This is a genomic window from Nocardia sp. NPDC046473 (assembly GCF_040645995.1).
Taxonomy (GTDB): Bacteria; Actinomycetota; Actinomycetes; order Mycobacteriales; family Mycobacteriaceae; genus Nocardia.
The window spans coordinates 306,947-328,978 of the sequence record NZ_JBEYZJ010000006.1; the positions used below are offsets into that span (position 1 = coordinate 306,947).

Genomic DNA, 22,032 nt, shown 5'->3' on the forward strand with positions numbered 1-22,032 from the left:
GCTATGGTCGAGGGATGACCCGCAGCAAATCCGCCGCGCGGCCTGCCGAGGGGCCGGCGCGCCGCCGGATCCGTGGCCTCGACGCCGAACAGCGCAGCGCCCAGCGGCGCAATCAGCTGCTCGACGCGGCCACCGAACTGTTTGCCGAGCACAGCTATTCGGGAACATCGATCGAGCAGATCTGCCAGCGCGCCTATGTCGGAACCAAGGGGTTCTACGACCATTTCGACAGCAAGGAAGCGTGCTACATCGCGCTGCTCGAACAACTCACCGCGCAGATCCAGCAACGGGTGATCACCGGCGCCGTCGCGGCCGCCGAGCTGGCCTGGCCACAGCGGGCCGCGCCGGTGATCGCGGCGTTCGTGCACGCCATCGCCGACGACCCGCGCTTGGCCAAGGTGACTTTCGGTGAGGCGGGCGGTATTTCGCCGACGGTGGAGCGGATTCGGCGCAGCAACCGGCGCTGGTCGGCGGCCTTTCTGGACCGGGAGTGGTCCGGCGAACCGGCGAGCGATCCCGGTGTGCAGCGGGCGCGGCTCGCGTTGGCGCTGGCCGCCATCGGCGGCATGTTCGAGCTCGTCGCGGACTGGCTGCACCATCACGACGACGGCGGCACGCCCGACGGCAAGGACCTGCTCATCGAGGACCTGACCGGGTTCATCGGTGTGGTCTACGCGGGCCGGGGAGCCGTTGCGGGACAATAGATTTCAGAAACGAAGCGAGTCGGGCCGAGTTGATCGGCCCGACTCGCTTCGTTGTGCTGTCCTGCTTATCCGCGCAGGCGCGCGGGCCTGATACGGCCCCTGACCTCGCCGAGGCCGATGCGTCGCACATCGGCGCCCGGCGCGGACGCGGTGATGACCACCTCGTCGCCGTCCTCCAGGAAGGTGCGCTGCTGGCCGTTCACCAGTACGGGTTCGCTACCGCCCCAAGAGAGTTCGATGAACGAACCGCGCTGATCCGGTTCCGGGCCGGAGATGGTGCCGGAGGCGTACAGGTCGCCGGTGCGGGTGATGGCGCCGTTCGCGGTGAGATGGGCCAGCATCTGCGCGGGTGACCAGTACATCCGGGAGAAGGGCGGGTGTGACACCGCCTCCCCGTTCCAGGACACCGTCAGGTCGATGTCGAGACCCCACGGCTCCTTCTCCTGCAGGTAGGGCAGCGGTTCGGGGGTCTGCTCCGGCGTCGGCACCCGGGCGGGTTCCAGCGCGGCCAGCGGCGTGACCCACGGTGCGATCGAGGTCGCGAAGGACTTGCCGAGGAACGGGCCGAGCGGCTGGTACTCCCAGGCCTGGATGTCGCGGGCGGACCAGTCGTTGACCAGCACCACGCCGAAGACGCGCTCGGCGAACTCGCCGGTCTCGACGGGATCGCCGAGTTCGGAACCGACACCGACCAGGAAGCCGAGTTCGGCCTCGATATCGAGTCGTCGGGATGGTCCGAAATCCGGTGTGCCCGAATCTGTTCGGCGCTGACCATTGGGGCGGATCACCTCGGTGCCGGACACCACCACGGTGCCCGCACGACCGTGGTAGCCGACCGGCAGGTGCCGCCAATTCGGCAGCAGCGGTTCGCTGTCCGGCCGGAACAGGCGGCCGAGGTTGGTCGCGTGGTCGATGCTGGCGTAGAAGTCGACGTAGTCGCCGATCGGCACCGGCAGGCCGAGGCGCACCTCGGGCAGCGCATGTATTGCGGCACTGTCGATTTCATTGTCGACCAGCTCGCGGACTCGTTCGCGCACCTCGCGCCAGCGGCGCGGGCCCTGCGCCATGAGGGCGGCCAGGCTCGGTTCGGCGAATTCCGGGTCGCCGAGTGCGGTAGCGAGATCGATGACCGAATCGCCCAATCGCGTTCCGACGCGGTAGTTCTGGCCGTCCGGCGCGAACACGCCGTAGGGCAGGTTGTCGGTGCCGAACAGTGAATCGTCGGGTACCTCGACACGAGTCTTCACGCGGGCCCCCGACCCGACCAGGTCCAGGCGTAGGCCGGATCCTCGCAGGCGAGGGCGCCCTCGCCGAGTTCCAGTGGTCGGAAGGTGTCGACCATGACCGCCAGTTCGTCGAAGTAGTCGAGCCCGATGCTGCGCTCGTAAGCGCCGGGCTGCGGGCCGTGCGCGTAGCCGCCGGGGTGCACCGACACCGAGCCCTGCGCGATCCCGGATCCCTTGCGCGCCTCGTAGTTTCCGCCGCAGTAGAACATGATCTCGTCGGAGTCCACGTTGGAGTGGTAGTACGGCACCGGGACGGACAGCGGGTGGTAGTCCACCTTGCGCGGTACGAAATTGCACACCACGAAGTTGATCCCCTCGAAGGCTTGATGGGCGGGCGGCGGCTGATGGATGCGGCCGGTGATCGGCTCGAAGTCGCTGATATTGAAGGTGATCGGATACAGGCAACCGTCCCAGCCGACCACGTCGAACGGGTGGGTGGCGTACAGCAGCCTGGTGCCGACGACCTGGCCGCCGGGCCGGTGCTTGACCAGCACCTCCACGTCGGTGCCGGTTGCGGTCAGCGTCTCGGCCGGGCCGTGCAGGTCGCGCTCGCAGTACGGCGCGTGCTCGAGCAGCTGGCCGAACTTCGACAGGTACCGCTTCGGCGGGGTGATGTGGCTGGCCGCCTCGATCACGTACGCGCGCAAGGGTTCCGGGCCGGTGGGCAGCCAGCGGTGCGTGGTCGCGCGCGGAATGAGCACCTGATCGCCCTGCCGCGCGGGCACCGGGCCGAAGACCGTTTCGAGCACGGCGGCGCCGGATTCCACGTAGACCAGCTCGTCGCCGATCGCGTTGCGGTACAGCGGCGACGCGCCCTTGGCCACGACATAGGAGATGCGCACATCGGAGTTGCCGAGCAGCAGGCGCCGTCCGGTCACCGCGTCGGTCCTGGCGGGTGTATCGCCGGGGAACAGCTCGTGCAATCGCAGATGTCGGTGCCGCAGTGGATGATTCGGGGTGGTCGATTGATCGGGCAGCTCCCACACCGTCGAGTCGACGATCGCGGGCGGCAGCCCACGGTGGTACAGCAGTGACGAGTCGCCGGAGAAGCCCTCCTCGCCCATCAGCTCCTCGTAATAGAGCTGGCCCTGTTCATCCCGATGTTGGGTATGCCGTTTCGGCGGCACCGCTCCTACCTGTCGGTAGAACGCCATGACCGCACCTCCTTGCCTGGCTTGTGGCCTGGTTCAACTAAGTCCCCATCGTAGTGATGGCCGACCGGGCGCAGTGGCGGAATCCGCCCCCGGCAGGGCGAATTCTGCCGGAACATCGGAGTATCGGGAGGCATTTCGACTAGCTGTTCGGTTAGTAGCCGACGATTTGTCAAACACGACGGCTGACCTCGGACCGGTCGACTGATGTCGAAAGCGCATGGCTAACTCGTCAGGAGTGGATTGGCCCAGCTCTCCTATCCAGCCGGTTGCCAACGTGACTGTTGGCCGGTGAATAGGCGGGAGAGCTCAGGCGTGGCGCAACGCGCGGTATACGGCGGCGCCGACGAAGGCGCCGAGATCCTGTGGTGTCCAAGCGCCTTCGTCCGAGAGCAGGTTGCGCACTGCCCCTTCACCTGCCGATACCCAAAGCTCCACCAGCACCGGCAGTTTGCGCTCGGCGTCCGCGGTGCCCCACGCGCGCAGCGTCGGCCGCAGCAGGGCGCTGCAGCGTTCGATGGCGAGTGCGCGGCCGCGCCCGAACGAATCCGCAACGGCCGGATCGGGATTGCCGTAGAGCAGGCGCCAGGCGTCGGGCCGGGCGGCGGCCTTCTCCAGCAGTGCCCGGAAGCCTTCGATGAACACGGTCTCGCCCGCGTCGACGTCGCGGCGCCGCATCACCCCGAGCAGGTCGTCGACCAGGTAGCTTTCCTCGCGCTGGATGAGCGCCTCGATCAGTTCGACGCGATCGGCGAAGCAAGCGTAGACGACCGGACGGGTCACGTTCATGCGCTCGGCGATGGCGGCCATGGTGATCGCCGCGATGCCGTGCTCGACGGCGATGGCCAGCGCGGTGTCGAGCACCTGCGGGCGGCGGCGTTCCGGACCGAGGTGCGGCGCTCGCTGCCGCGGCTGCACGGCCGAATCGCTACCCATGGGCACCAACATAGCAGCGGAGGTTGCCGAGTTCTCGCTGGTCCCGCGCCTGTAGATCAACTTCCTACATTCGCGAATGTTAATGCTACAGTCGTGCATGAAGTCGGCGGGATGGTGCCGACCGACCTTGTCGAGCGACCTGCACGCAGGCGCCAGCGCGATGCCACGGCCGAGGAGTCAGCGATGACCGAAACCCTGTTCAACCCGAAGACCTGCGAGTTCGCCGAGTTCGACGCGGAAACCCGGCGGCTGCTGCGCGCGACCGTCGATTGGTTCGAGGGCCGCGGCAAGGCGGTGCTCAAGCAGGAGGATCGGGATCGGGTCTGGTACGCCGAATTCCTCGACTTCGTGAAGCGCGAGGGGCTCTTCGCGACCTTCCTCACACCGGCCGCCGAGGCCAACGGTGATCCGAACAAGCGCTGGGACACCGCGCGGATCGCGATGACGAGCAAGATCCTCGGCTTCTACTCCATGCAGTACTGGTACGTCTGGCAGGTCACCATCCTCGGGCTCGGCCCGATCTGGCAGAGCGACAACGCGGCGGCCAAACAGCGCGCCGCCGCCCTGCTGGACTCCGGCGAGATCTTCGCCTTCGGCCTGTCCGAGAAGGAGCACGGCGCCGACGTCTACTCGACCGACATGATGGTCGAGCCGCAGCCGGGCGGCGGCTACCACGCCACCGGCGGCAAGCACTACATCGGCAACGGCAACCAGGCCGCGCTGGTCTCGGTGTTCGGCCGCCGCTCGGACAAGCCGATCATCGACAGCTCCAAGGCGCTGGAAAGCAAACCGACGCAAGAGGATTACGAGGGCTACCTGTTCTTCGTCGCGGACAGCAAGCACGAGAACTACCACCTGCGCGGCAACGTCGTCGACAGCCAGATGTACGTGGCCGCCTTCGATCTCGACGGGTATCCCGTTGCCGAGGAAGACATCCTGCACCGCGGCGAGGCCGCCTTCCACGCGGCGATGAACACCGTCAACGTCGGCAAGTTCAACCTCGGCTTCGGTGCCGTCGGCGCGTGCGAACACGCCTACTACGAGGCGATTACGCACGCGGAGAACCGAATCCTGTTCGGGCACCGGGTGACCGAGTTCCCCCAGGTGCAGTCGCTGATGACCGACTCGTACGCGCGGTTGATCGCGATGAAGCTCTACAGCGAGCGGGCCATCGACTACCTGCGCTCCGCCTCCCCGGACGACCGGCGTTACCTGCTGTTCAACGCGATCGAGAAGATGACCGTCACCCGACAGGGCCAGCGGATCATCGAGGACCTCGCCGACGTGATCGCCGCCCGCGGCTTCGAGAAGGACATGTACTTTCCGATGGCGATGCTCGGCCTGTTCGGCCTGCCTCGGCTCGAGGGCACCGTGCACGTGAACATGGCGCTGTCACTGAAGTTCATGGCCAACTACATGTTCCACCCCGCCGACGCCGGTCTCGCGGCCCTGCAATTCCTGCCCGGCGCCGGTTCCGCGCCCAAGGGCACGGTGCGCGCCGTCTCCGGTGCACTGAGCTGGTCGAGTCGCCGCCTCGCGCCCCGTGCCGGTGCCGCGGTGCCGCGGCTGCGCGCCGAATTCGCCGGTGCCACATACACTCCCGTGCCGACCCGCCGCGACGCCGCCGACGACGCATTCCTCTTCCGGCAGGGCCCGAGCAGCGGCCTCGGCCGCATCCGCTTCAGCGACTGGCGTCAGGTCTTCGAAAAGTTCACCCACATCCCGAATGTCGCCGTCTTCCTGGAACAGGCCCTCGCCTTCCAAACCCTGCTCGCCGCCGCGGCCCCCACCGCCGCCCAGCAACGCGACGTCGACTTCCTCTTCGCCCTGGGCGAACTCTTCACCGCCCTCCCCTACGCCCAACTCATCCTCGAACAAGCCGAAATCGAAGGCACCGGCGAAGCCGTCCTCGACCAAATCTTCGACAACTTCGTCCGCGAGTTCGCCAAGAACGCCCTGACCCTGCACACCAAACCCGCAGCCACCAAAGCCCAGCAAACCCGAGCCCTCGACCTCATCCGCCGCCCGGTCGCCGACCGAGCCCGCTTCGATCAGGTACTCGCCCAGGCCAGGTCGCTGGCCGGCACCTACGAGATGAACCCGTAGAAACGGGAACATCCGGCTAGCCGTCATAGCGATCGAAGCGCCCGAGGACCGTGGGCGCGTCGATCAGCCGAATCGCTGACGATCACGGAAATGGGCGATGACCTCGACGGATTGGCGGTCGAGCCAGGTAAAATCCGTTGTAGTTGTCGGTGTGGTCCGATATCCTTCCGCTATGACTGCTGTCGAGGAGTCTCTTATGGCCGCTGAGTCTCTAATGACTGCCGAGGAGTTCGAAGAACTCGCTCGGGCGGCTGATCATATTGCGGAGGGTGTGCGGCTCGAGTTCATCGACGGACAACTGGGGGCAAAGGCAATGCCGGATGGGGATCACGCTCGGATCATTCAGTGGCTGATCCGCACCTTCATGATGTTCCGTCCTGAATTGTTCATGACCCCAGAGCAAGGACTGAAGGTGGAGCGCTACCGGAAGGGACGCGCTCGACCGGACGGTGCCTTGGCGGACGCAGATGCGTTTGTCGGCCAAGGCGAGTGGGCTGATCCCGAGCCGGTTCTCATGGTCGTCGAGGTGACGTCCGATGACCAAGACACTGAACGCCGCGATCGTCAGGAGAAGCCACGGGCCTACGCCGAGACCGGCATACCTGCATACCTCCTGATTGATCGAGATTCATGTGAGGTGACGGTGCACAGCAGTCCTCGTGGAGGCCGCTACGAGCAGGTCTTGAAGGTGCCGTTCGGTGCATCGGTGAAGATTCCCGACCCAGTGAACGTCGACCTCGACACTGAACCATTGAAGGATTGGGTGCGTTGAGCTCAGACCGGCTGATACTCAGTCGGTGAAGTCGGCGATTACGGGGGCGTGGTCGCTGGCGCCCTTGCCTTTTCGTTCTTCGCGGTCGACTACGGCGTCGGTTGCTCGGGTGGCGAGGGCGGGGGAGGCGAGGATGAAATCTATGCGCATGCCCTCTTTGCGGGGGAAGCGGAGCTGGGTGTAGTCCCAGTAGGTGTAGACGCCGGGGCCGGGGGCGTAGGGGCGCATGACGTCGGCGAAGCCGGTGTCCAGGAAGGACTGGAAGGCGTCGCGTTCGGGTTGCGAAGTGTGGGTTTTGTTTTCGAAGAACTCGGGGGACCACACGTCGTCGTCGGTGGGGGCGATATTCCAGTCGCCGACGAGGGCGATTTTGGCGCGGGGGTCCTCGGCGAGCCAGCGGGCGCCGTTGTCGCGCAGGGCGGCAAGCCATTCCAGCTTGTAGGTGTAGTGCGGGTCGTCCAGGGCACGGCCGTTGGGGACGTACAGGCTCCAGACCCGGACACCGCCGCAGGTGGCGCCGAGGGCGCGCGATTCGATGACCGGCGCGCTGATCAGCGATTCACCGGCCTCCTTGTCGAAACCGGGCTGGTTCGGGAAGGCGAACTCCACGTCCTTCAGGCCGACCCTGGACGCGATGGCGACGCCGTTCCACTGGTTGATACCGAGGTGGGCGACCTCGTAGCCGAGTTCGTCGAACCGCTCGAACGGGAACTGGTCGTCGCGGCACTTCGTCTCTTGGATGGCCAGCACGTCGATGTCCTGGCGGTCCAGAAACTCCGCCACCCGATCGAGCCGGGAGCGGATCGAATTGACGTTCCAGGTCGCGAGGCGCACAGCTGCCTTCCTTCGTAGGGATATAGGTCCGTTCTACCGGAGGCCGGCGGACCGGTGGGGATGGTTCGTCGGGGACGCGTACCGATACATGTGGTGCTCGACGAAACCCAGCTCGCGATACAGCGCGAGTGCCCCGCTGTTTCCGGCTTCGACCTGAAGGTACGCGTGCGTCGCACCGCGACTGTGACCCCACCGGATCAGCTCGGCACACACCAGCGACCCGAGCCCCTTCCTGCGATGCTCCGCGCCAACTGCGACACAGGTCAGACCGATCCACCGCCGCCCGTCCGGTGCGGTGGTGACCGCACCACGCCCGATCGCGATCGGCGTCGGCACACCGAGCGAGGCGAACCCCAGCTCGCCGTCGCGCACGGCGGTCAACACCTCGACATCCGGTTCCCGTGCCGAAAGTCGCTGCGGCGTAGGCGCTTCACCTTCGTAGCGGTTCAACTCCAGCCAGGCATCGTCTGGTGCGCTAGCGACGCGCACCATCGACGGCCCCTGCGGGAGCACGAAATTCTCGATGTCGATGGCCAACATGATGGTCTCGCGCCAGCTGTCCCAGCCCGGTGGAATGGGAGCCAGTCGATCGGGCAACGCGAGCAGCAGCGGCAACCCGTGCCCGGTGTACCACTCGCCGATGCGGTGGATCGCGTCCGGTGTCACTGCTGCGGGCCCATCGGAACCACCCAGCGGCACAGCGGAATTCGCGCGACCGGTGTACCCGTGCCCGGCCCGCACCAACCACCCGTCGATCCAGGTGTGCTCGATGCCGGGCCAGGCATCCGCCGCCGCGGCTTCCAGCGACCTGATCTCGCGAGTACGAATCGGCCTCGGCCCCAACGCTTTCAACGCGACCACCCGATCCGGTGTCACCGAAACGACCTGCCCGTCGGCCCCGCGCACGGTCGGCGGATCCAGCGAGACCAGTTCACCGATCACATCGGTGAGTGGTTGTGGATAACCGGCGGGCAGCCGATAACGCAGGACCACGCGACGGCCGAGCGGGATCTCCGGAAAATCTGGGTCAGTCGTCATGGCCGAACGGATCCGCGACAGTCCCGGGAATCCAGCTGAGTCCCGGTGTGCCCCAACCGTTGCGCTTGATCGCCTTCTTCGCCGCGCGGGCATTGCGCCCGATCAGCACGTCCACGTACAGGAAGCCGTCCAGGTGCCCGACCTCGTGCTGCAGCATGCGGGCGAAGAAATCCTTGCCCTCGATCTCGACCGGATTGCCGTGCTCATCGGTGCCGGTCACCTTGGCCCATTCGGCACGACCGGTCGGATACTGCTCGCCGGGCACCGACAGGCAGCCCTCTTCGTCGTCGTCCGGGTCCGGCATGGTCTCCGGGATCGCCGAGGTCTCCAAGACCGGGTTGATCACCGCGCCGCGGCGCCGGGTCGCGGTGCCGTCCGGCGTGACGTCGGGGCAGTCGTAGACGAACAGCCGCAGCGGCACGCCCACCTGGTTGGCGGCCAGGCCGACACCGTGCGCGGCGTCCAGCGTGTCGTACATATCCGCGATGAGCTCGGCCAATTCCTCCGGTGAATGGGTGACCCGCTCGGTCGGGTTGTGCAGAACCGGGTCGCCGACGATCACGATCGGGAGGATAGCCATGGGACCAATTATTGCCGCGCCGCCCGGTCGCCGACCGTGCGGGGGCGGCAACCTTCCCGCGACACGCCTACCGGCAGGTAGGGAACACGCCGCGCCGTACCCCCGGCGATCCCCCGCTCTCATGGTTGAATGATCCGCGACGTACAAGCACCATTTTTCGTCTGGTGGTAACTCGGCGAGGGAGCAAGATGGACGGCGCAGCGGCACGGAACTTTTCCGCGATCCAGGGCGACCCTTCCGCGAGCGACGATGTCACGGCAGCGGAAACGACCGGCGACGGCGACGGGCTGAGCCGTCGCGAACACGACATCCTGGCCTTCGAGCGCCAGTGGTGGAAGTACGCGGGGGCCAAGGAAGAAGCCATCCGGGAGCTGTTCGGCATGTCGCCCACCCGGTACTACCAGGTGCTCAACGCCGTGGTCGACCGGCAGGAGGCGCTCGCCGCCGACCCTATGCTCGTCAAGCGGCTGCGCAGGCTGCGGGCGAGCAGGCAAAAAGCCAGGGCCGCGCGACGGCTCGGTTTCCAGGTATGACCGGGCTAGGCTCGACTAGGTGAGCTACCCGAATCCCACCTCCGGTGGGCCGCCATTGCGAGCGTTGGCGATGGTGTTGATCGCACTGGCCATCGTGTTCGGTGGCCTTGGGGCGATGTCGCTGTCGAAGTCCGATGCCGACAGCTCAGGATCCGGTCCATCGGAGTCGGCCACCTCGACCAGCGCCAAGCCGGTACCGCAGGTGCCCGCGGCCACCACGGCCCCGAAGACCCCCGACGCCGCGTCGTCCACGAGCGTCGCCCCGTCGTCCGCGGCGACCACCACGCCGTCGACCACCGCCCCGGCGACCACCACGGCCGCCGCCAAGGCGGTTCCGGTGACCGTGCTGAACAACAGCATGATCGTCGGGCTGGCCGGCAAGACCGCGGGCCAGCTCACCGCCGACGGCTGGAATGTCGTCGAGACCGGCAACTACCCCGGCGCGAATATCCCGAAAACCACCGTGTACTACGGCAATTCGCCGGGCGACAAAGAGGCGGCCCAAGCCATCGCGCAGCAGCTCGGCATCGCCGCGGAACCGAAGTCGAGCGGATTGGGCGAGTCCTCGCCCGGTGTAACCGTCATCGTGACGGGTAACTGACAACTGGCGACCTGGCCGCGTCAACTGGCGACGTGCCGCTGAACGGGCCTGTCACGGCGCGACACGGCGGACGTGGCATCATCTTGTCCGGTAACGAACGTGTCCACCCAGCTTTACTCGTAAACTTCGTAAACTCGGTACTCATAAAGGAGTTCCCCGATGGCCCCGTCCACAACTCGTCGCCCGTCCTGGCGGACTGTGACCCCGGTGCTCGCGATCGCGGTCCTCGGCCTCGCAGGCTGCACCAACAGCCAGGAGTCGAGTGACGTGCAGGGGACGACCCCGCCGGTGTGGAGCGGTTCCGCCGCCCCGCCCGCGAGCGAATCCGGCAAGGAAACCGGCAGCGCCGAAGCGAACCCGGGCGTGAAGGTCGACCTGAAGGACGCCGCGGGCGCCTCGGTCGCCACCGCGAACATCGTCAAGGACGGTAACCACCTGCAGTTCACCGTCGAGGCACACGGCCTGCGCCCCGGCTTCCACGGCCTGCACGTGCACTCGATCGGCAAGTGCGAGGCCAACTCGGTCGCGCCGACCGGCGGCCCGTCCGGCGACTTCCTTTCCGCCGGTGGCCATCTGCAGGTCGGTAGCGCGAACACGCACCCGGCCAGCGGCGACCTCACCTCGCTCGAGGTCCGCTCGGACGGCACCGCCAAGCTGGTCACCACCACCGACGCACTGACGCTCGACGACCTGAAGAACAAGGCGTTGATGATCCACGCCGACGCCGACAACTTCGGCAACATCCCGAACCGATACCTCCGGGCCGACGGCGTTGCCGGCCCGGATGATACGACGCTAGCGACAGGCGACGCGGGCGGCCGCGTCGCCTGCGGTGTGATCCAGTAGCGCAGGAGCCGATATGGCCGGGGCAGGCAGAGAACACGTTCCCTTCCATGGATCGCCCCGGCCCACCATAGGCATCGAGTGGGAGATCGCACTCGTCGACAAGGTGAGCCGCGATCTGTCGAATACCGCTGCGGCGGTGTTCGATTCGCTCGGCGACCTGCATGCGCACGACGGCACCCCGCAGGTGACCAAGGAGCTGTTGCGCAACACGGTCGAACTCGTCACGGGCGTGCACGAAACCGTCGGCGACGCGGTCGAGGACCTGCACGGCACCATGACCGCGGTCCGGCGCGCCGCCGACCCGCTCGGGGTCGACCTGTTCTGCGCGGGCACCCATCCGTTCGCGCAGTGGTCGGCGCAACAGCTGACCCGCTCGGAGCATTACGACGAGCTGATCGAGCGCACCCAGTGGTGGGGCCGCCAGATGATGATCTGGGGCGTGCACGTGCACGTCGGAGTTTCGCACCGGGACAAGGTCTTTCCGATCCTGAACGCGCTGCTGATGCAGTATCCGCACCTACTATCGCTGTCCGCGTCCTCCCCGATGTGGGCGGGCTCGGACACCGGCTACGCCAGCAACCGGACGCTGATGTTCCAGCAGCTACCCACCGCCGGTCTGCCGTTCCAGTTCGAAAACTGGCGTGGCTTCGAGCATTTCGTGCACGACCAGTTCAAGACGGGGGTTTTCGAACAGCTCGGCGGCATGCACTGGGACATCAGGCCCGCGCCGAAGTGGGGCACGATCGAGGTGCGGGTGTGCGACGGGGTGTCGACCCGCGCCGAGCTGGCCGCGATGGCCGCGCTGATCCACTGCCTGATCGTCGACCTGGACCGCAGGCTGGAAGAGGGCGAGACCCTGCCCTCCTTGCCGCCGTGGCACGTGCAGGAGAACAAGTGGCGGGCCGCCCGCTACGGGCTGGACGCGATCATCATCGTCGATGACAAGAGCAACGAGCGATTGGTCACCGACGACGTGACCGACCTGCTGAACCGGTTGGAGCCGACCGCGAAACGGCTCGGCTGCGCGGACGAATTGGCGTTCGTCGCGGAGATCCCGGAGCGAGGTGCGTCATACCAGCGGCAGCGAAAAGTCGCCGCCGCGGCGCAAGGTGACCTGGTCGCGGTGGTAGACGCGCTGGTCAAGGAGCTCGAGCAGTAATTCGCCCGCTGGGTTCGGTCGCCCAGCATTCACCCACCCCGCCGGCTGCCGACCCCCAATGTTCAGTCGGCAAGTGAGATGGCGTTCACCCCCCGTTTACTATGGTCGAGTGCTTGTCGAAGACCCGGGACCCAGAGTAGGAAGTGCCGCTCCTCGGTTGCGTGTGCCGCCGACCCGGGTTTGGGTCGCGGCGGGCGTTGCCGCAGTGCCGGTACTGCTCATCGCGCTGCAAATCGTGGCGCTGCGCGAAGGGTTCCAGGGCCCGCTCGGCAGCCTCTGGCAGGACTATGTCGGCACGCCCAAGTCGATGTCGGTGCCGTGGGCGGGCTTGGTCCTTGCGCTGGTTGGCATTTCGACGCGCCGCCGGATCATCGCGCTGAGTGTGGCCGTGACCATCGACCTGGTGTGGTTGGGTGTCCGGCTGCTGGCCGGTGAGTCGTTCGCGATCGGCAACGGCCCGGTGATCGTGCTCACCGGGCTCGCGGTGTTCGCCTGGCTGCGCTGGGACGGCACCGAACGGCGCAACGCGCTGCACGCCGCCGCGCTCGGTGCGCTGCTCATCCTCGCCACCAAGGTCGGCGACGTGTGGTTGCACGTCACGGTGCTGAGCAGGCCGACGGTGCTCGACGAGTACGTGCTGCTGGCCGATCACGCGCTGGGCGATCCGTCCTGGGTGATGGGTCGGGTGCTCGACGTGCTCGGCCCGGTCGTCTACGGGGTGCTGCACTGGGTCTACATCGAGTTGCCGGTCGCGGCGATCGTGGTGGCGGTGTGGCAGCTGCGCCGGGTGGTGTCCAGCGGCCGCTGGCCGAGCCACTATCTGGTGCGCACGTTTCTGGTGCTCGGGCTGGTCGGCCCGATCGTCTATGTGATCTTCCCGGTGGTCGGGCCGATGTTCGCCTTCGGCGCGGACGGGCACGGACTGCAGCTCGGCAACTATTGGCCGAGCGTGGTGCCGCCACTGGACCGAAACCCGATGCCGATGCCGTTCGATTCGGCGACGCCGCGTAACTGCATGCCGTCCATGCACACCGCCTGGGCACTGTCGGTGTTCCTGCACACCCGCCGCGACACCGACGGCGGCCCCGCGCCCAGCCTGGTGCGCTGGGGCGGCGCGTTCTGGCTGCTGGCCACGGTCACCGCGACCCTCGGCTTCGGCTACCACTACGGCGTCGACCTCGTCGCAGGCGCGGTCCTGTGCCTGACCGTCGAATCGGCCCTGCGCGACCCCGAACGCGGCTGGGGCTGGTTCCGCATCCGCCTCGTCGCAGGCGGCACAGCAGTCCTCGCCATACTCCTGCTGTCCTACCGCTACCTACCGGTCTCCATGGCCGAATACCCGGTCCTCGCAGGCACTATCGTGCTCGCCCTACTCGCGGGCTTGGCCGCCGCCTTCCACGCCACCTGGTTCGCGGGCCAGCGCCAGACCACGGCCGCACAACGCGAGGTGGAGACCGCAGCGCGCTGAGGTTCACAGTGCGGCGGTGTTATTCGTCCACGCCGTTGTGGTTACCGAGGGTTATGCTCCGTCTCGAGGGATGCGATCGATCGCGCCAGGTGTTGCACATTAGCCGGATTGCCGAGTAGGTAAAGGGTTTCCTTCAAGGACTCGTACTCGCGAAGAGCGATTACGACGGCTGGTTCGTGTCCGGTACGGGTAATGACAACTTCCTCGAGGTCTTCGGCCGCCGAGTCGAGGACTGCGGTCAAGTCGGCGTATGCCTCGGTTATGGGTACGACTCGCATGGTTGATCCCCTTCTGCACGTCCGGGGTGTCAGGCCCCAGTGCATAGTCCACTACGACCGAGATAGATCTTCGTGTTTCGGTAGAAATCGAGTGGCTGCGCTCAGTCGATGCTGTCGCCGAGTTCGTTGACGGTGAGTAGGCCGTCGCGGTGGCTTTGTTCGCGGTAGGCGGTGCGGCTGATCAGGTGGGCCACCACCGGGGCGGTGAGCAGGGTGAAGAGGCCGACCAGGACCAGGGCCCAGACGTTGCCGTGGCCGAATAGCTCGATGCCTGCGCCTGCCAGGACCAGGATCAGGCCGATCACTTGGGGTTTGGTGGCGGCGTGCATGCGGGTGAGGGTGTCGGGGAAGCGCACGATCGCGATCGATGCGGTCAGGGCCAGGGTTGCGCCGAAGAGGATGAGTGCGCCGGAGATCCACTGCCACACGGTCATCGGTCACCTCCGGCCCGGAATGCCGGTCGTCTCAGCAGCATTGGGTTCACTGTTCGTCCTTCACGCGGAAGCGGGTGACGGCGGCCGAGCCGAGAAAGCCGACCAGGGCCAGCGCGATGATCGCCGGGATGATCGTGGTGTCCTCGCTGTAGGCGGCCCAGACGGCCAGCCCGGAGGCGGCGATCGCCATCAGCGAGTCGATGCCGACGATCCGGTCCAGGGTGCTGGGCCCGGCCAGAATGCGATAGCTGGTGATCACGGCGGCGGCCGTCAGCAGCACACCCGCGATGACGGCGACAACGGTCATGGCGACACCTCCGGCGGCCTGGTCGGGGTCGAGCGCCATTCGGAGTGGCGCTCGAACGACGAGATGAGCAGCTTCTCCAAGCGCCGGGTGGTCCGGTAGAACTTGTCCACCGCCGCGTCGCTGCTCACGTCGAGCACGTGCACGTAGACGACGCAGCGCCGTCGATCGATCTCCAGCACCATGGTGCCCGGGATCAGGTTCAGCAGGTCGGTGCACAGCACAAGCACCAGGTCGGATTTGGTGCTCAGGTAGACGCGCAGCACCCCGGAGACCGGCGGCGGCGCGGGCCGGATCGCGAACCACGCCACCTGCAGGCTGGATTCGATCGCGTAATACGAGGCCACCACGATCAATTCGATCATCGACAGCGGGTGCCAGCGCCCGTTGACCGGCACTCGCGGCAGCGGCAGCGCCACCATGATCAGCGCGCCGACCGCAAGCCCGGCCAGCACATTGGCGATGCTGAGATCGCCCCACAGCGCGATCCAGACAACGGTCAGCCAACACAGCACGCCGATCCGCACGACGGTCTCGCGACTCACCCCACTCATTTGCCCGCTCCCGGCTCCGGAGGCGAATTACCAAGTACCGCAGTGATGTACACGCCGGGATCGCGCAGATCCGCCGCCGCCCGGTCGGCGATGCGCAGGATCGGACCCGCGAGCACCGTCAGGCTGAGGCCGACCGCGACCAACGCCGCCGTCGAACCCACCATCAACAGCGGCATCCGGCCGGGGTGTGTGCGCTCGTCATAGAGCACGTCCGTCGAATCCTCGATCAGCGACGGCGTTTTCGCGGCGGTGAGGTGCCCCTCAGGCGCCTCCGCTCGTGGCCGCCAGAAGGCCTTGCTCCACACCCGCGCGATGGCATACAGCGTGAGCAGGCTGGTGAGCACCGATCCCGCCACCAGTGTCCAGGCCAGCACGCTGCCGTCCTCCGCACCCGCCTGCAACAGCGCGACCTTGCCGATGAACCCCGAGAACGGCGGAATACCACCGAGATTCAGCGCGGGAATCAGGAACAGCACGGCCAGTAGCGGACTCGCCGTCGCCAGGCCGCCGAGCCTGCGCAGCGAGGTCGAGCCCGCCTGCCGCTCGATCAGGCCGACCACCAGGAACAGCGCGGTCTGCACCAGAATGTGGTGCGCCACATAGAACACCGCGCCGGACAGCCCGGCCGTACTGGCCAGCCCGACCCCGAAAATCATGTACCCGATGTGACTGACCAGAGTGAACGACAGCAGTCGCCGGATATCGCTCTGCGCGATCGCGCCGAAGATGCCGACCAGCATGGTGAGCAACCCGCACACCAGCAGGATCGAGTCGAACTCACCGCCGGGGAACAGCAGCGAGTGCGTCCGGATGATCGCGTACACACCGACTTTGGTGAGCAGGCCGGCGAACACGGCGGTCACCGGTGCGGGCGCGGTGGGGTAGGAGTCGGGCAGCCAGTTCGACAGCGGGAACACCGCCGCCTTGATGCCGAACGCCACCAGCAGCACCGCGTAGATGGCCGTGCGGGTGCCCTCCGGCACCGCACCGATCCGCTGGGCCAGCTGCGCCAGGTTCAAGGTGCCGGTGGCCGCGTAGGTCATGCCGATGCCGGTCAGGAAGATCAGCGACGCCAGCATCGAGACCATCACATAGGACACTCCCGCGCGGATCCGTTCCTCGGTGCCGCCGACGGTGAGCAGCACGAACGACGCGGCGAGCAGGATCTCGAAGCCGACGAACAGGTTGAACAGGTCACCGGCCAGGAACGCGGCCGAGACACCGCCGGTCAGCACCAGATAGGTGGGCCGGTAGATCGAGGTCGGCTGCCGCTCGTCGCCGTCGCGAATGTTCTGGCCGGAACCGTAGAGCGCGACGGCGAGCAGCACGATCGAGGAGACCAGCAGCATCCCCGCGGACAGCCGGTCCACCACAAGCGTGATGCCGATCGGCGTCTCCCAGTTGCCGATCTGCAGCGCGGTGGTGCCGTCGCGGTCGGCCAGATACAGCAGCAGCCCGCAGATGACGACGACGGCGCTGAGCGCGCCGAGCATGAACGTGCGCTGGGTCCGTGGCCTGCGCCCGAAGACCAGGGTGCCCGCGGCCGCGAGCAGCGGCACCAGCACGGGCAGCGGCATGAGGATCGGCAGCAGGCCGGGGGAGAGGTTCAATCTTCCGGGTCCTCTCGCTCGCGCCTGCGGGCGATATCGACGTCTTCCTGGTCGTTCTCGACATCGTCGGTGGTGGTGATGGTGTAGGAGCGGTAGGCCAGCGCGAGCACGAATGCCGCGAGGCCCATGGTGATCACGATCGCGGTGAGCACCATCGCCTGCGCGAGCGGGTCGGCGGTGTCGCGATGGGTGGTGTCGGTCTGGCCCTGGATCGGCGCGCGGCCGTCCGGGCCCGCGAGGGTGATGATCAGCAGGTTCACCGCGTTGCCGAACAGGATCATGCCGAGCAGCATCTTCGACACCGCGCGCTCCAGGATCAGGTACACCCCACAGGCGACCAGGACCCCGATGACGATCAGCAGCGTGAGGTTGGCGGTCATTTGACGGAACCTCCAGCGGTCGGGGAGGTTTCGCTGACCGCGAGCTCGCTGTCGAGTCGCGCGCCGAGGCTGCGCAATACATCGAGCACCAGGCCGACGACGATCAAGTAGACGCCCAGATCGAAGAACAGCGCGGTCACCAGCTTGACGTGGCCGAGCAGCGGCAGCGTCACCTCGAAGATCGCCGAGGACAGCGGGGGCACGCCGAAAAACAGTGAGCCGACCGCGGTTCCGGCGGCCAGGGCCAGTCCGGCCCCGAGCAGATGACCCGCGTCGACCGGCAGCGCCTCGCCGAGTTCGTACCGGCCACCGGCGAGATAGCGCAGCGTCAGCGCGAGCCCGGCGGTGAGCCCGCCCGCGAAACCGCCGCCCGGCGCGTTGTGGCCGGAGAAGAAGAAGTACACCGACAGCACCATGATGGTCGGGAACACCAGCCGGGTGGTGATCTGCATGACCATCGAGCGGTCCGCGCGATCGACCAGCCGCCCGGCGGGCAGCCAGCTCACCAGATCCGGGTCGTAGTTCGGCGAATCGGCGGCGCGCGGGGCGCTGCCGAAGCGGCGGCTGCGGAACACCAGCGAGGCGACGCCGGTCGCGGCGACCACGAGCACCGAGATCTCGCCGAGCGTGTCCCAGGCGCGGACGTCGACGAGCAGCACGTTGACGGCATTCTTGCCGCCGCCGAATTGGTAAGCGGCGTCGGGGATTCGGTGCCAGATCGGTTCGGCGGTGCGGGCGGCGACGGCGAAGGCGCCGAGCACCGTGACGGCCGTGCCGACCAGCGCGGCCAGTACCGCCCGGCGTGCCTTGAACGGGGTGGCCCGGCCCGCCTCGATCTCCGCCGGAAACGCGCGCAGCACCAGCACGAAGATCACCAAAGTCAGTGTCTCGACCAGGAATTGGGTCAGTGCCAGGTCGGGCGCGCCGTGCAGTGCGAAGATCACGCCGCAGCCGTAACCGGTGACCCCGACGACGAGCACGCTGGCCAACCGGTTGCGCAGCACCGTCGCACCGAGCGCCATCGCGATCAGGATCCCGCCGATCACCGCCTGCAACGGCGAATCCCACAGGCGCAGTTGCACTCCGGTGCGGGTGCCGATGGCGAGCAGCACGGTCGGCAGGATGATCAGCGTGCCGAGGATCGTCGCCTGACTCAGCGGCAGCGACCCGCGCTGCACCGCGCCGGTCATCCGCAGCGACAGCTGATCCATGCCGCGCAGCGCCGCGTCGTAGGCCCGGTCCGCGTTGCCGAGCCGCGGCCGGGTGGGATCGCGGAGCCGATCACGCAGCCGGAACAGCGCGACGCCGCCCGCGATGATCACGACCGTCAGCGCCAACGGGACCGTAAAGCCGTGCCACAGCGACAGATAGGACAGTAGATCTTCGGAAAACGTTTCCGCGTAAGGACTCAGCAGCCGATCCGTGCCCGGTGCCGCCAGCCCCGCGGCCAGGCTCGCCACCGCGAGCACGGCGGGCGCGGCCAGGAACAACGCACTCGGCGCGTGCCAGCCGCCGTCTTCGATACTGTGCGCTGCCTCGCCGGAATCCGCTGTCGGCCCGGCGCTTTCGGTGGCATAGTCGGATACTCTGCGCACCCGGTGCGCGCCGTGCGCCGTCGGCCGCGCGACTCCGGGCTTGTCCGCGAAGGCACCCCAGACGAAGCGAATGCTGTAGCCGACGGTCAGCATCGACCCGAGCACCACGCCGACCGCAAGCGCCACCCGCGCGGGCCCGGCGAGGGTGTCGGCGTCCAGGATCGCGCCCAACGCGCTTTCCTTGCCGACGAACCCGACCAGCGGCGGAATCCCGGCCATGCTCAACGCGGCGAGTATCGCGATGGCGCACAGCACCGGGGCGCGGCGGCCGAGCCCCGAGAGCCGACGCAGGTCCCGGGTGCCCGCCCCGTGATCGATGATCCCGACGACCATGAACAGGCACGCCTTGAACATCGCGTGCGCCACGATCATCGCCACCCCGGCCAGCGCCGCGTCCGGCGTGCCGATGCCGACCAGCACGATCAGGAAGCCGAGCTGGCTCACCGTGCCGAAGGCCAGCACCAGCTTCAGATCGACCACCTCGAGCGACCGCAACCCGGCGAGCAGCATCGACGCCACGCCCAAGGTGAGCACCAGCGGATGCCAGACCGGGTTCTCCGCGAACACCGGCGCGAGCCGCGCCACCAGATACACGCCCGCCTTGACCATGGCCGCGGCGTGCAGATACGCGCTGACCGGCGTCGGCGCCGCCATCGCGCCGGGCAGCCAGAAGTGCAGTGGCACCACGGCGGACTTGCTGAGCGCGCCGATCAGGATCAACACCACCGCGACGTTCACCGCGAGCCCGTGCGGCGGATGTGCCTGCGCCAGCAGGTCGGAGAGCAGGTAGCTGTGGTTGATCTCGCCGAGGATGATCAGCCCGACCAGCATCGCCAGCCCGCCCGCGGCGGTGACCAGCAGCGCCTGGATGGCCGCGCGCCGGCTGTTCGCCTGCTCGGCATTGTGGCCGACGAGCAGGAACGACAGCACCGTTGTCACTTCCCAGAAAACGAAGAGCAACAGCATGTTGTCGCTGGTCACCAAGCCGAACATGGCTCCGGCGAAGCCGACCATCTCGGCCGCGAACACGCCGAGGCGCGGCTCGTCGTCCTCGAAGTATCTGGCGCAATAGCACAGGACCAGCGCGCCGATGCCGAGCACCAGCGCCGACATGATCGCGGCGAGCGAGTCGAACCGCAGATCGATGTTCATCTCGATGCTCGGCGCCCAGTCCAGCCGAACCCGCTGTGTGCTACCCCAATTCGCGACGACCCAGACCAGGCCGCCGAGCGGGACCAGGGCAAGCACGTAAAAAGCGTTGCGTCCCAGTGCCCTTACCCACAGCGGTGCGGCGAGCGCGGCTGCGGCGAGGGCGAGCAGGATTGCGAGCAAACTACACTCCGTCGGGTAGGGGCGGCGGGGTGGTGCGGGACAATCTTACGTGGAGCCTGGGGATTTCCGCGTCCTCGTCGAGTATGGCGTCGGGTACACGGCGCCGCCGGGGCTATATATCCGCTAACGCTTCGTCGCTGGTGGGGTCGGTCGACTGCGGTCGGCCGCGCGGCCGGAAGTGGTGCAGCACGGCGAGACCGACCGCGCTGCCGAGCACGATCGCCAGTGCGGCGCGGCCGGGTGTGGTGTCGTGCGCCGCGCCGTCGGGCACGTGCCAGCTCTTGGTGTCATCCGGCAGTACCGAAATGACCGTCGGCAGGTAGAGGGCGGCGAGCGCGAGCACGCCGCTCGGGGCGAACTGCGGCCGGGCGGTGGCGCAGCAGTAGCCCGCGGTGACCGCGAGCACCGCGCTCCCGGCGGAGAAGAGGACCCAGTTCGCCTCCGGCGGCGTGATGATCGCGAAGGCGGCGATGCCGGCCAGCAAGGCGACGGCCAGCGGCACGGAAGGCCGCCTGGTGCCGGCGAACAGGCCGACGGCGGTGAGCGCGAGCAACACCCAGACGCTCCAGCCGGGCCGGGCGGCGTACCCGAAGGCGTCGGCGGCCGCGGTCAAACTGACCGCGAGATACACGCCGTATCCGTCGCGGCCGGGCAGCAGCATGGCCGCCGCGGTCGCGGCGAACACGGTGGCGGCGGCGGTGAGCCCGATATCGACCGCGTGATTGATCGCGGGCGCGTTGGTGTACTGCCGTTGCAGCCATTCGGTGACGGCGAGGATCACCAGGGCGAGCACCATGGCCGCGAGGATCGGTGCCACCGGCAGTTCGATGGACGATCGCGCGGGCTCGGGCTCGCCCGCCTTGGTCCGATTCCGCAGGGTGCTGATGACCAGCAGCACCATCGCCAGCCCGATCAGCCAGCTGGGCGGCGTCTCCAGCACGTCGAACGGGTCGTCTTCGATGTCGAGGAAGTCCGCGAGGTCGCTGAACACGAAGAACCCGGCACAGCCGAGCGCGTAGCCGCCGGCGAGCACTGGCTTGCGCAGCGCGGCGACACCGAGCCCGCCGAGCAGGATCCCGGCGCACGCCGCGTCCACGTAGTTCTGCGTGGTGAGCATGTCGGCGGACGAAACATGGCGGCCGGCAACGTGATTGACCAGCTGCGCGATGATGCCGAGCAGGGCGACCGCCCACGCGGTGGCCGGGCGGAAGGCGGTGCCGACCAGCACCGCGACCGCGACGGCGACGATCACGCCGATGGCCGCGCCGCGCGGCACGCTGTCCCACAGGTTGGTGATCTGATACGGCGTGCTCTCCCGGATCGAGGAGAAGGTCACCGGCAGGAACAGCGTCACACCCGCGACCGCGGCTCCGAAGAAGGCCGTGACCGCGTCGAACGCATCACCCATCCGCCGCACGTGCCGAACATACCTGCGCGCGACCTGCGATTCTGTGATTGCCATCACTTCGCGGGGGTATGTCGAAATGGGTGAAATGCCAGAAAGCTGCGGTTTACAGTGCGTTTGCCGCCC

General features: G+C 67.6%; 22 protein-coding genes. 8 read left to right on the forward strand and 14 right to left on the reverse strand.

Annotation, left to right across the window (positions count from 1 at the left end):
• Positions 1-14 precede the first annotated feature (14 nt).
• Positions 15-704 carry a TetR/AcrR family transcriptional regulator gene (locus tag ABZ942_RS22910; protein ID WP_357385104.1) on the forward strand — a complete coding sequence of 230 codons (690 nt, stop codon included), beginning with the start codon at positions 15-17 and terminating at the stop codon, positions 702-704.
• Positions 705-769: 65 nt separating this feature from the next.
• Here ABZ942_RS22910 and fahA read toward each other — a convergent pair whose 3' ends face one another.
• From fahA to ABZ942_RS22925, 3 genes are all read right to left on the reverse strand, one after another.
• Positions 770-1,951: a fumarylacetoacetase gene (fahA, locus tag ABZ942_RS22915; RefSeq protein WP_357385106.1), complete on the reverse strand. Its 1,182-nt coding sequence runs from the start codon at positions 1,949-1,951 to the stop codon at positions 770-772.
• Positions 1,948-3,144, reverse strand: a complete 1,197-nt coding sequence (locus ABZ942_RS22920; protein WP_357385107.1) for a homogentisate 1,2-dioxygenase domain-containing protein — start codon at positions 3,142-3,144, stop codon at positions 1,948-1,950. Before ABZ942_RS22920 ends, fahA begins: the two co-directional genes overlap by 4 nt.
• 306 nt (positions 3,145-3,450) lie before the next feature.
• Positions 3,451-4,077 carry a TetR/AcrR family transcriptional regulator gene (locus tag ABZ942_RS22925; protein WP_357385109.1) on the reverse strand — a complete coding sequence of 209 codons (627 nt, stop codon included), beginning with the start codon at positions 4,075-4,077 and terminating at the stop codon, positions 3,451-3,453.
• A 183-nt stretch (positions 4,078-4,260) separates the two neighbouring features.
• Between ABZ942_RS22925 and ABZ942_RS22930 the strand changes: the two genes are divergently transcribed.
• Positions 4,261-6,183 carry an acyl-CoA dehydrogenase family protein gene (locus ABZ942_RS22930; RefSeq protein WP_357385111.1) on the forward strand — a complete coding sequence of 641 codons (1,923 nt, stop codon included), beginning with the start codon at positions 4,261-4,263 and terminating at the stop codon, positions 6,181-6,183.
• Between the two features lie 172 nt (positions 6,184-6,355).
• Positions 6,356-6,955, forward strand: a complete 600-nt coding sequence (locus ABZ942_RS22935; protein ID WP_357385113.1) for a Uma2 family endonuclease — start codon at positions 6,356-6,358, stop codon at positions 6,953-6,955.
• Between the two features lie 18 nt (positions 6,956-6,973).
• Here ABZ942_RS22935 and ABZ942_RS22940 read toward each other — a convergent pair whose 3' ends face one another.
• From ABZ942_RS22940 to ABZ942_RS22950, 3 genes are read right to left on the reverse strand one after another with little or no spacing between them, the layout of a single operon-like run.
• Positions 6,974-7,789 carry an exodeoxyribonuclease III gene (locus ABZ942_RS22940; protein ID WP_357385115.1) on the reverse strand — a complete coding sequence of 272 codons (816 nt, stop codon included), beginning with the start codon at positions 7,787-7,789 and terminating at the stop codon, positions 6,974-6,976.
• 33 nt (positions 7,790-7,822) lie between these two features.
• A complete protein-coding gene (locus tag ABZ942_RS22945; RefSeq protein ID WP_357385117.1) occupies positions 7,823-8,827 on the reverse strand; it encodes a GNAT family N-acetyltransferase in 1,005 nt (334 codons plus the stop codon).
• Positions 8,817-9,407 carry a peptide deformylase gene (locus tag ABZ942_RS22950; RefSeq protein ID WP_357385119.1) on the reverse strand — a complete coding sequence of 197 codons (591 nt, stop codon included), beginning with the start codon at positions 9,405-9,407 and terminating at the stop codon, positions 8,817-8,819. The genes ABZ942_RS22945 and ABZ942_RS22950 overlap by 11 nt, the downstream gene beginning before the upstream one ends.
• Positions 9,408-9,595: 188 nt before the next feature.
• On the opposite strand from ABZ942_RS22950, the gene ABZ942_RS22955 reads away from it, so the two are divergent.
• From ABZ942_RS22955 to ABZ942_RS22975, 5 genes are all read left to right on the forward strand, one after another.
• Positions 9,596-9,940 carry a DUF3263 domain-containing protein gene (locus ABZ942_RS22955; RefSeq protein ID WP_357385121.1) on the forward strand — a complete coding sequence of 115 codons (345 nt, stop codon included), beginning with the start codon at positions 9,596-9,598 and terminating at the stop codon, positions 9,938-9,940.
• 19 nt (positions 9,941-9,959) lie between these two features.
• Complete coding sequence (locus ABZ942_RS22960) at positions 9,960-10,541, forward strand: LytR C-terminal domain-containing protein (protein ID WP_357385123.1); 582 nt, start codon at positions 9,960-9,962, stop codon at positions 10,539-10,541.
• 159 nt (positions 10,542-10,700) lie between these two features.
• The gene (locus ABZ942_RS22965; protein WP_357385125.1) at positions 10,701-11,387 is read left to right on the forward strand and encodes a superoxide dismutase family protein; all 687 of its coding nucleotides are present in this window, start codon (positions 10,701-10,703) and stop codon (positions 11,385-11,387) included.
• A gap of 13 nt (positions 11,388-11,400) precedes the next feature.
• The gene (locus ABZ942_RS22970) at positions 11,401-12,546 is read left to right on the forward strand and encodes a glutamate--cysteine ligase (protein ID WP_357385127.1); all 1,146 of its coding nucleotides are present in this window, start codon (positions 11,401-11,403) and stop codon (positions 12,544-12,546) included.
• 163 nt (positions 12,547-12,709) lie between these two features.
• The gene (locus tag ABZ942_RS22975; protein ID WP_357385865.1) at positions 12,710-14,014 is read left to right on the forward strand and encodes a DUF5933 domain-containing protein; all 1,305 of its coding nucleotides are present in this window, start codon (positions 12,710-12,712) and stop codon (positions 14,012-14,014) included.
• Between the two features lie 41 nt (positions 14,015-14,055).
• Here the strand turns inward: ABZ942_RS22975 and ABZ942_RS22980 are convergent, their stop codons facing one another.
• The 8 genes from ABZ942_RS22980 to ABZ942_RS23015 form a co-directional block, all read right to left on the reverse strand.
• Positions 14,056-14,337: a type II toxin-antitoxin system prevent-host-death family antitoxin gene (locus ABZ942_RS22980; RefSeq protein WP_357385129.1), complete on the reverse strand. Its 282-nt coding sequence runs from the start codon at positions 14,335-14,337 to the stop codon at positions 14,056-14,058.
• Positions 14,338-14,393: 56 nt separating this feature from the next.
• Positions 14,394-14,726: a monovalent cation/H(+) antiporter subunit G gene (gene mnhG / locus ABZ942_RS22985; RefSeq protein ID WP_357385131.1), complete on the reverse strand. Its 333-nt coding sequence runs from the start codon at positions 14,724-14,726 to the stop codon at positions 14,394-14,396.
• Between the two features lie 46 nt (positions 14,727-14,772).
• The gene (locus tag ABZ942_RS22990) at positions 14,773-15,033 is read right to left on the reverse strand and encodes a monovalent cation/H+ antiporter complex subunit F (protein ID WP_357385133.1); all 261 of its coding nucleotides are present in this window, start codon (positions 15,031-15,033) and stop codon (positions 14,773-14,775) included.
• A complete protein-coding gene (locus tag ABZ942_RS22995) occupies positions 15,030-15,575 on the reverse strand; it encodes a Na+/H+ antiporter subunit E (RefSeq protein WP_357385867.1) in 546 nt (181 codons plus the stop codon). The genes ABZ942_RS22990 and ABZ942_RS22995 overlap by 4 nt, the downstream gene beginning before the upstream one ends.
• Before the next feature lie 5 nt (positions 15,576-15,580).
• Entirely contained in the window at positions 15,581-17,194 is a 1,614-nt protein-coding gene (locus ABZ942_RS23000; RefSeq protein WP_357385135.1) for a Na+/H+ antiporter subunit D, read from the reverse strand.
• A complete protein-coding gene (locus ABZ942_RS23005; protein WP_357385137.1) occupies positions 17,191-17,574 on the reverse strand; it encodes a Na(+)/H(+) antiporter subunit C in 384 nt (127 codons plus the stop codon). The genes ABZ942_RS23000 and ABZ942_RS23005 overlap by 4 nt, the downstream gene beginning before the upstream one ends.
• Positions 17,571-20,501 carry a Na+/H+ antiporter subunit A gene (locus ABZ942_RS23010; RefSeq protein ID WP_357385139.1) on the reverse strand — a complete coding sequence of 977 codons (2,931 nt, stop codon included), beginning with the start codon at positions 20,499-20,501 and terminating at the stop codon, positions 17,571-17,573. Before ABZ942_RS23010 ends, ABZ942_RS23005 begins: the two co-directional genes overlap by 4 nt.
• Before the next feature lie 112 nt (positions 20,502-20,613).
• A complete protein-coding gene (locus ABZ942_RS23015) occupies positions 20,614-21,963 on the reverse strand; it encodes a hypothetical protein (protein WP_357385141.1) in 1,350 nt (449 codons plus the stop codon).
• Positions 21,964-22,032: the final 69 nt, after the last annotated feature.

Coding starts and splice junctions, on each gene's coding strand:
- ABZ942_RS22945 (WP_357385117.1), bottom strand. CDS start 8,827: ATGACGACTGACCCAGATTTTCCGGAGATCCCGCTCGGCCGTCGCGTG.
- ABZ942_RS22920 (WP_357385107.1), bottom strand. CDS start 3,144: ATGGCGTTCTACCGACAGGTAGGAGCGGTGCCGCCGAAACGGCATACC.
- ABZ942_RS23015 (WP_357385141.1), bottom strand. CDS start 21,963: ATGGCAATCACAGAATCGCAGGTCGCGCGCAGGTATGTTCGGCACGTG.
- ABZ942_RS22955 (WP_357385121.1), top strand. CDS start 9,596: ATGGACGGCGCAGCGGCACGGAACTTTTCCGCGATCCAGGGCGACCCT.
- ABZ942_RS23005 (WP_357385137.1), bottom strand. CDS start 17,574: ATGACCGCCAACCTCACGCTGCTGATCGTCATCGGGGTCCTGGTCGCC.
- ABZ942_RS22980 (WP_357385129.1), bottom strand. CDS start 14,337: ATGCACTGGGGCCTGACACCCCGGACGTGCAGAAGGGGATCAACCATG.
- ABZ942_RS22950 (WP_357385119.1), bottom strand. CDS start 9,407: ATGGCTATCCTCCCGATCGTGATCGTCGGCGACCCGGTTCTGCACAAC.
- ABZ942_RS22965 (WP_357385125.1), top strand. CDS start 10,701: ATGGCCCCGTCCACAACTCGTCGCCCGTCCTGGCGGACTGTGACCCCG.
- ABZ942_RS22910 (WP_357385104.1), top strand. CDS start 15: ATGACCCGCAGCAAATCCGCCGCGCGGCCTGCCGAGGGGCCGGCGCGC.
- mnhG (WP_357385131.1), bottom strand. CDS start 14,726: ATGACCGTGTGGCAGTGGATCTCCGGCGCACTCATCCTCTTCGGCGCA.
- ABZ942_RS22990 (WP_357385133.1), bottom strand. CDS start 15,033: ATGACCGTTGTCGCCGTCATCGCGGGTGTGCTGCTGACGGCCGCCGCC.
- ABZ942_RS22930 (WP_357385111.1), top strand. CDS start 4,261: ATGACCGAAACCCTGTTCAACCCGAAGACCTGCGAGTTCGCCGAGTTC.
- ABZ942_RS22925 (WP_357385109.1), bottom strand. CDS start 4,077: ATGGGTAGCGATTCGGCCGTGCAGCCGCGGCAGCGAGCGCCGCACCTC.
- ABZ942_RS22970 (WP_357385127.1), top strand. CDS start 11,401: ATGGCCGGGGCAGGCAGAGAACACGTTCCCTTCCATGGATCGCCCCGG.
- ABZ942_RS22935 (WP_357385113.1), top strand. CDS start 6,356: ATGACTGCTGTCGAGGAGTCTCTTATGGCCGCTGAGTCTCTAATGACT.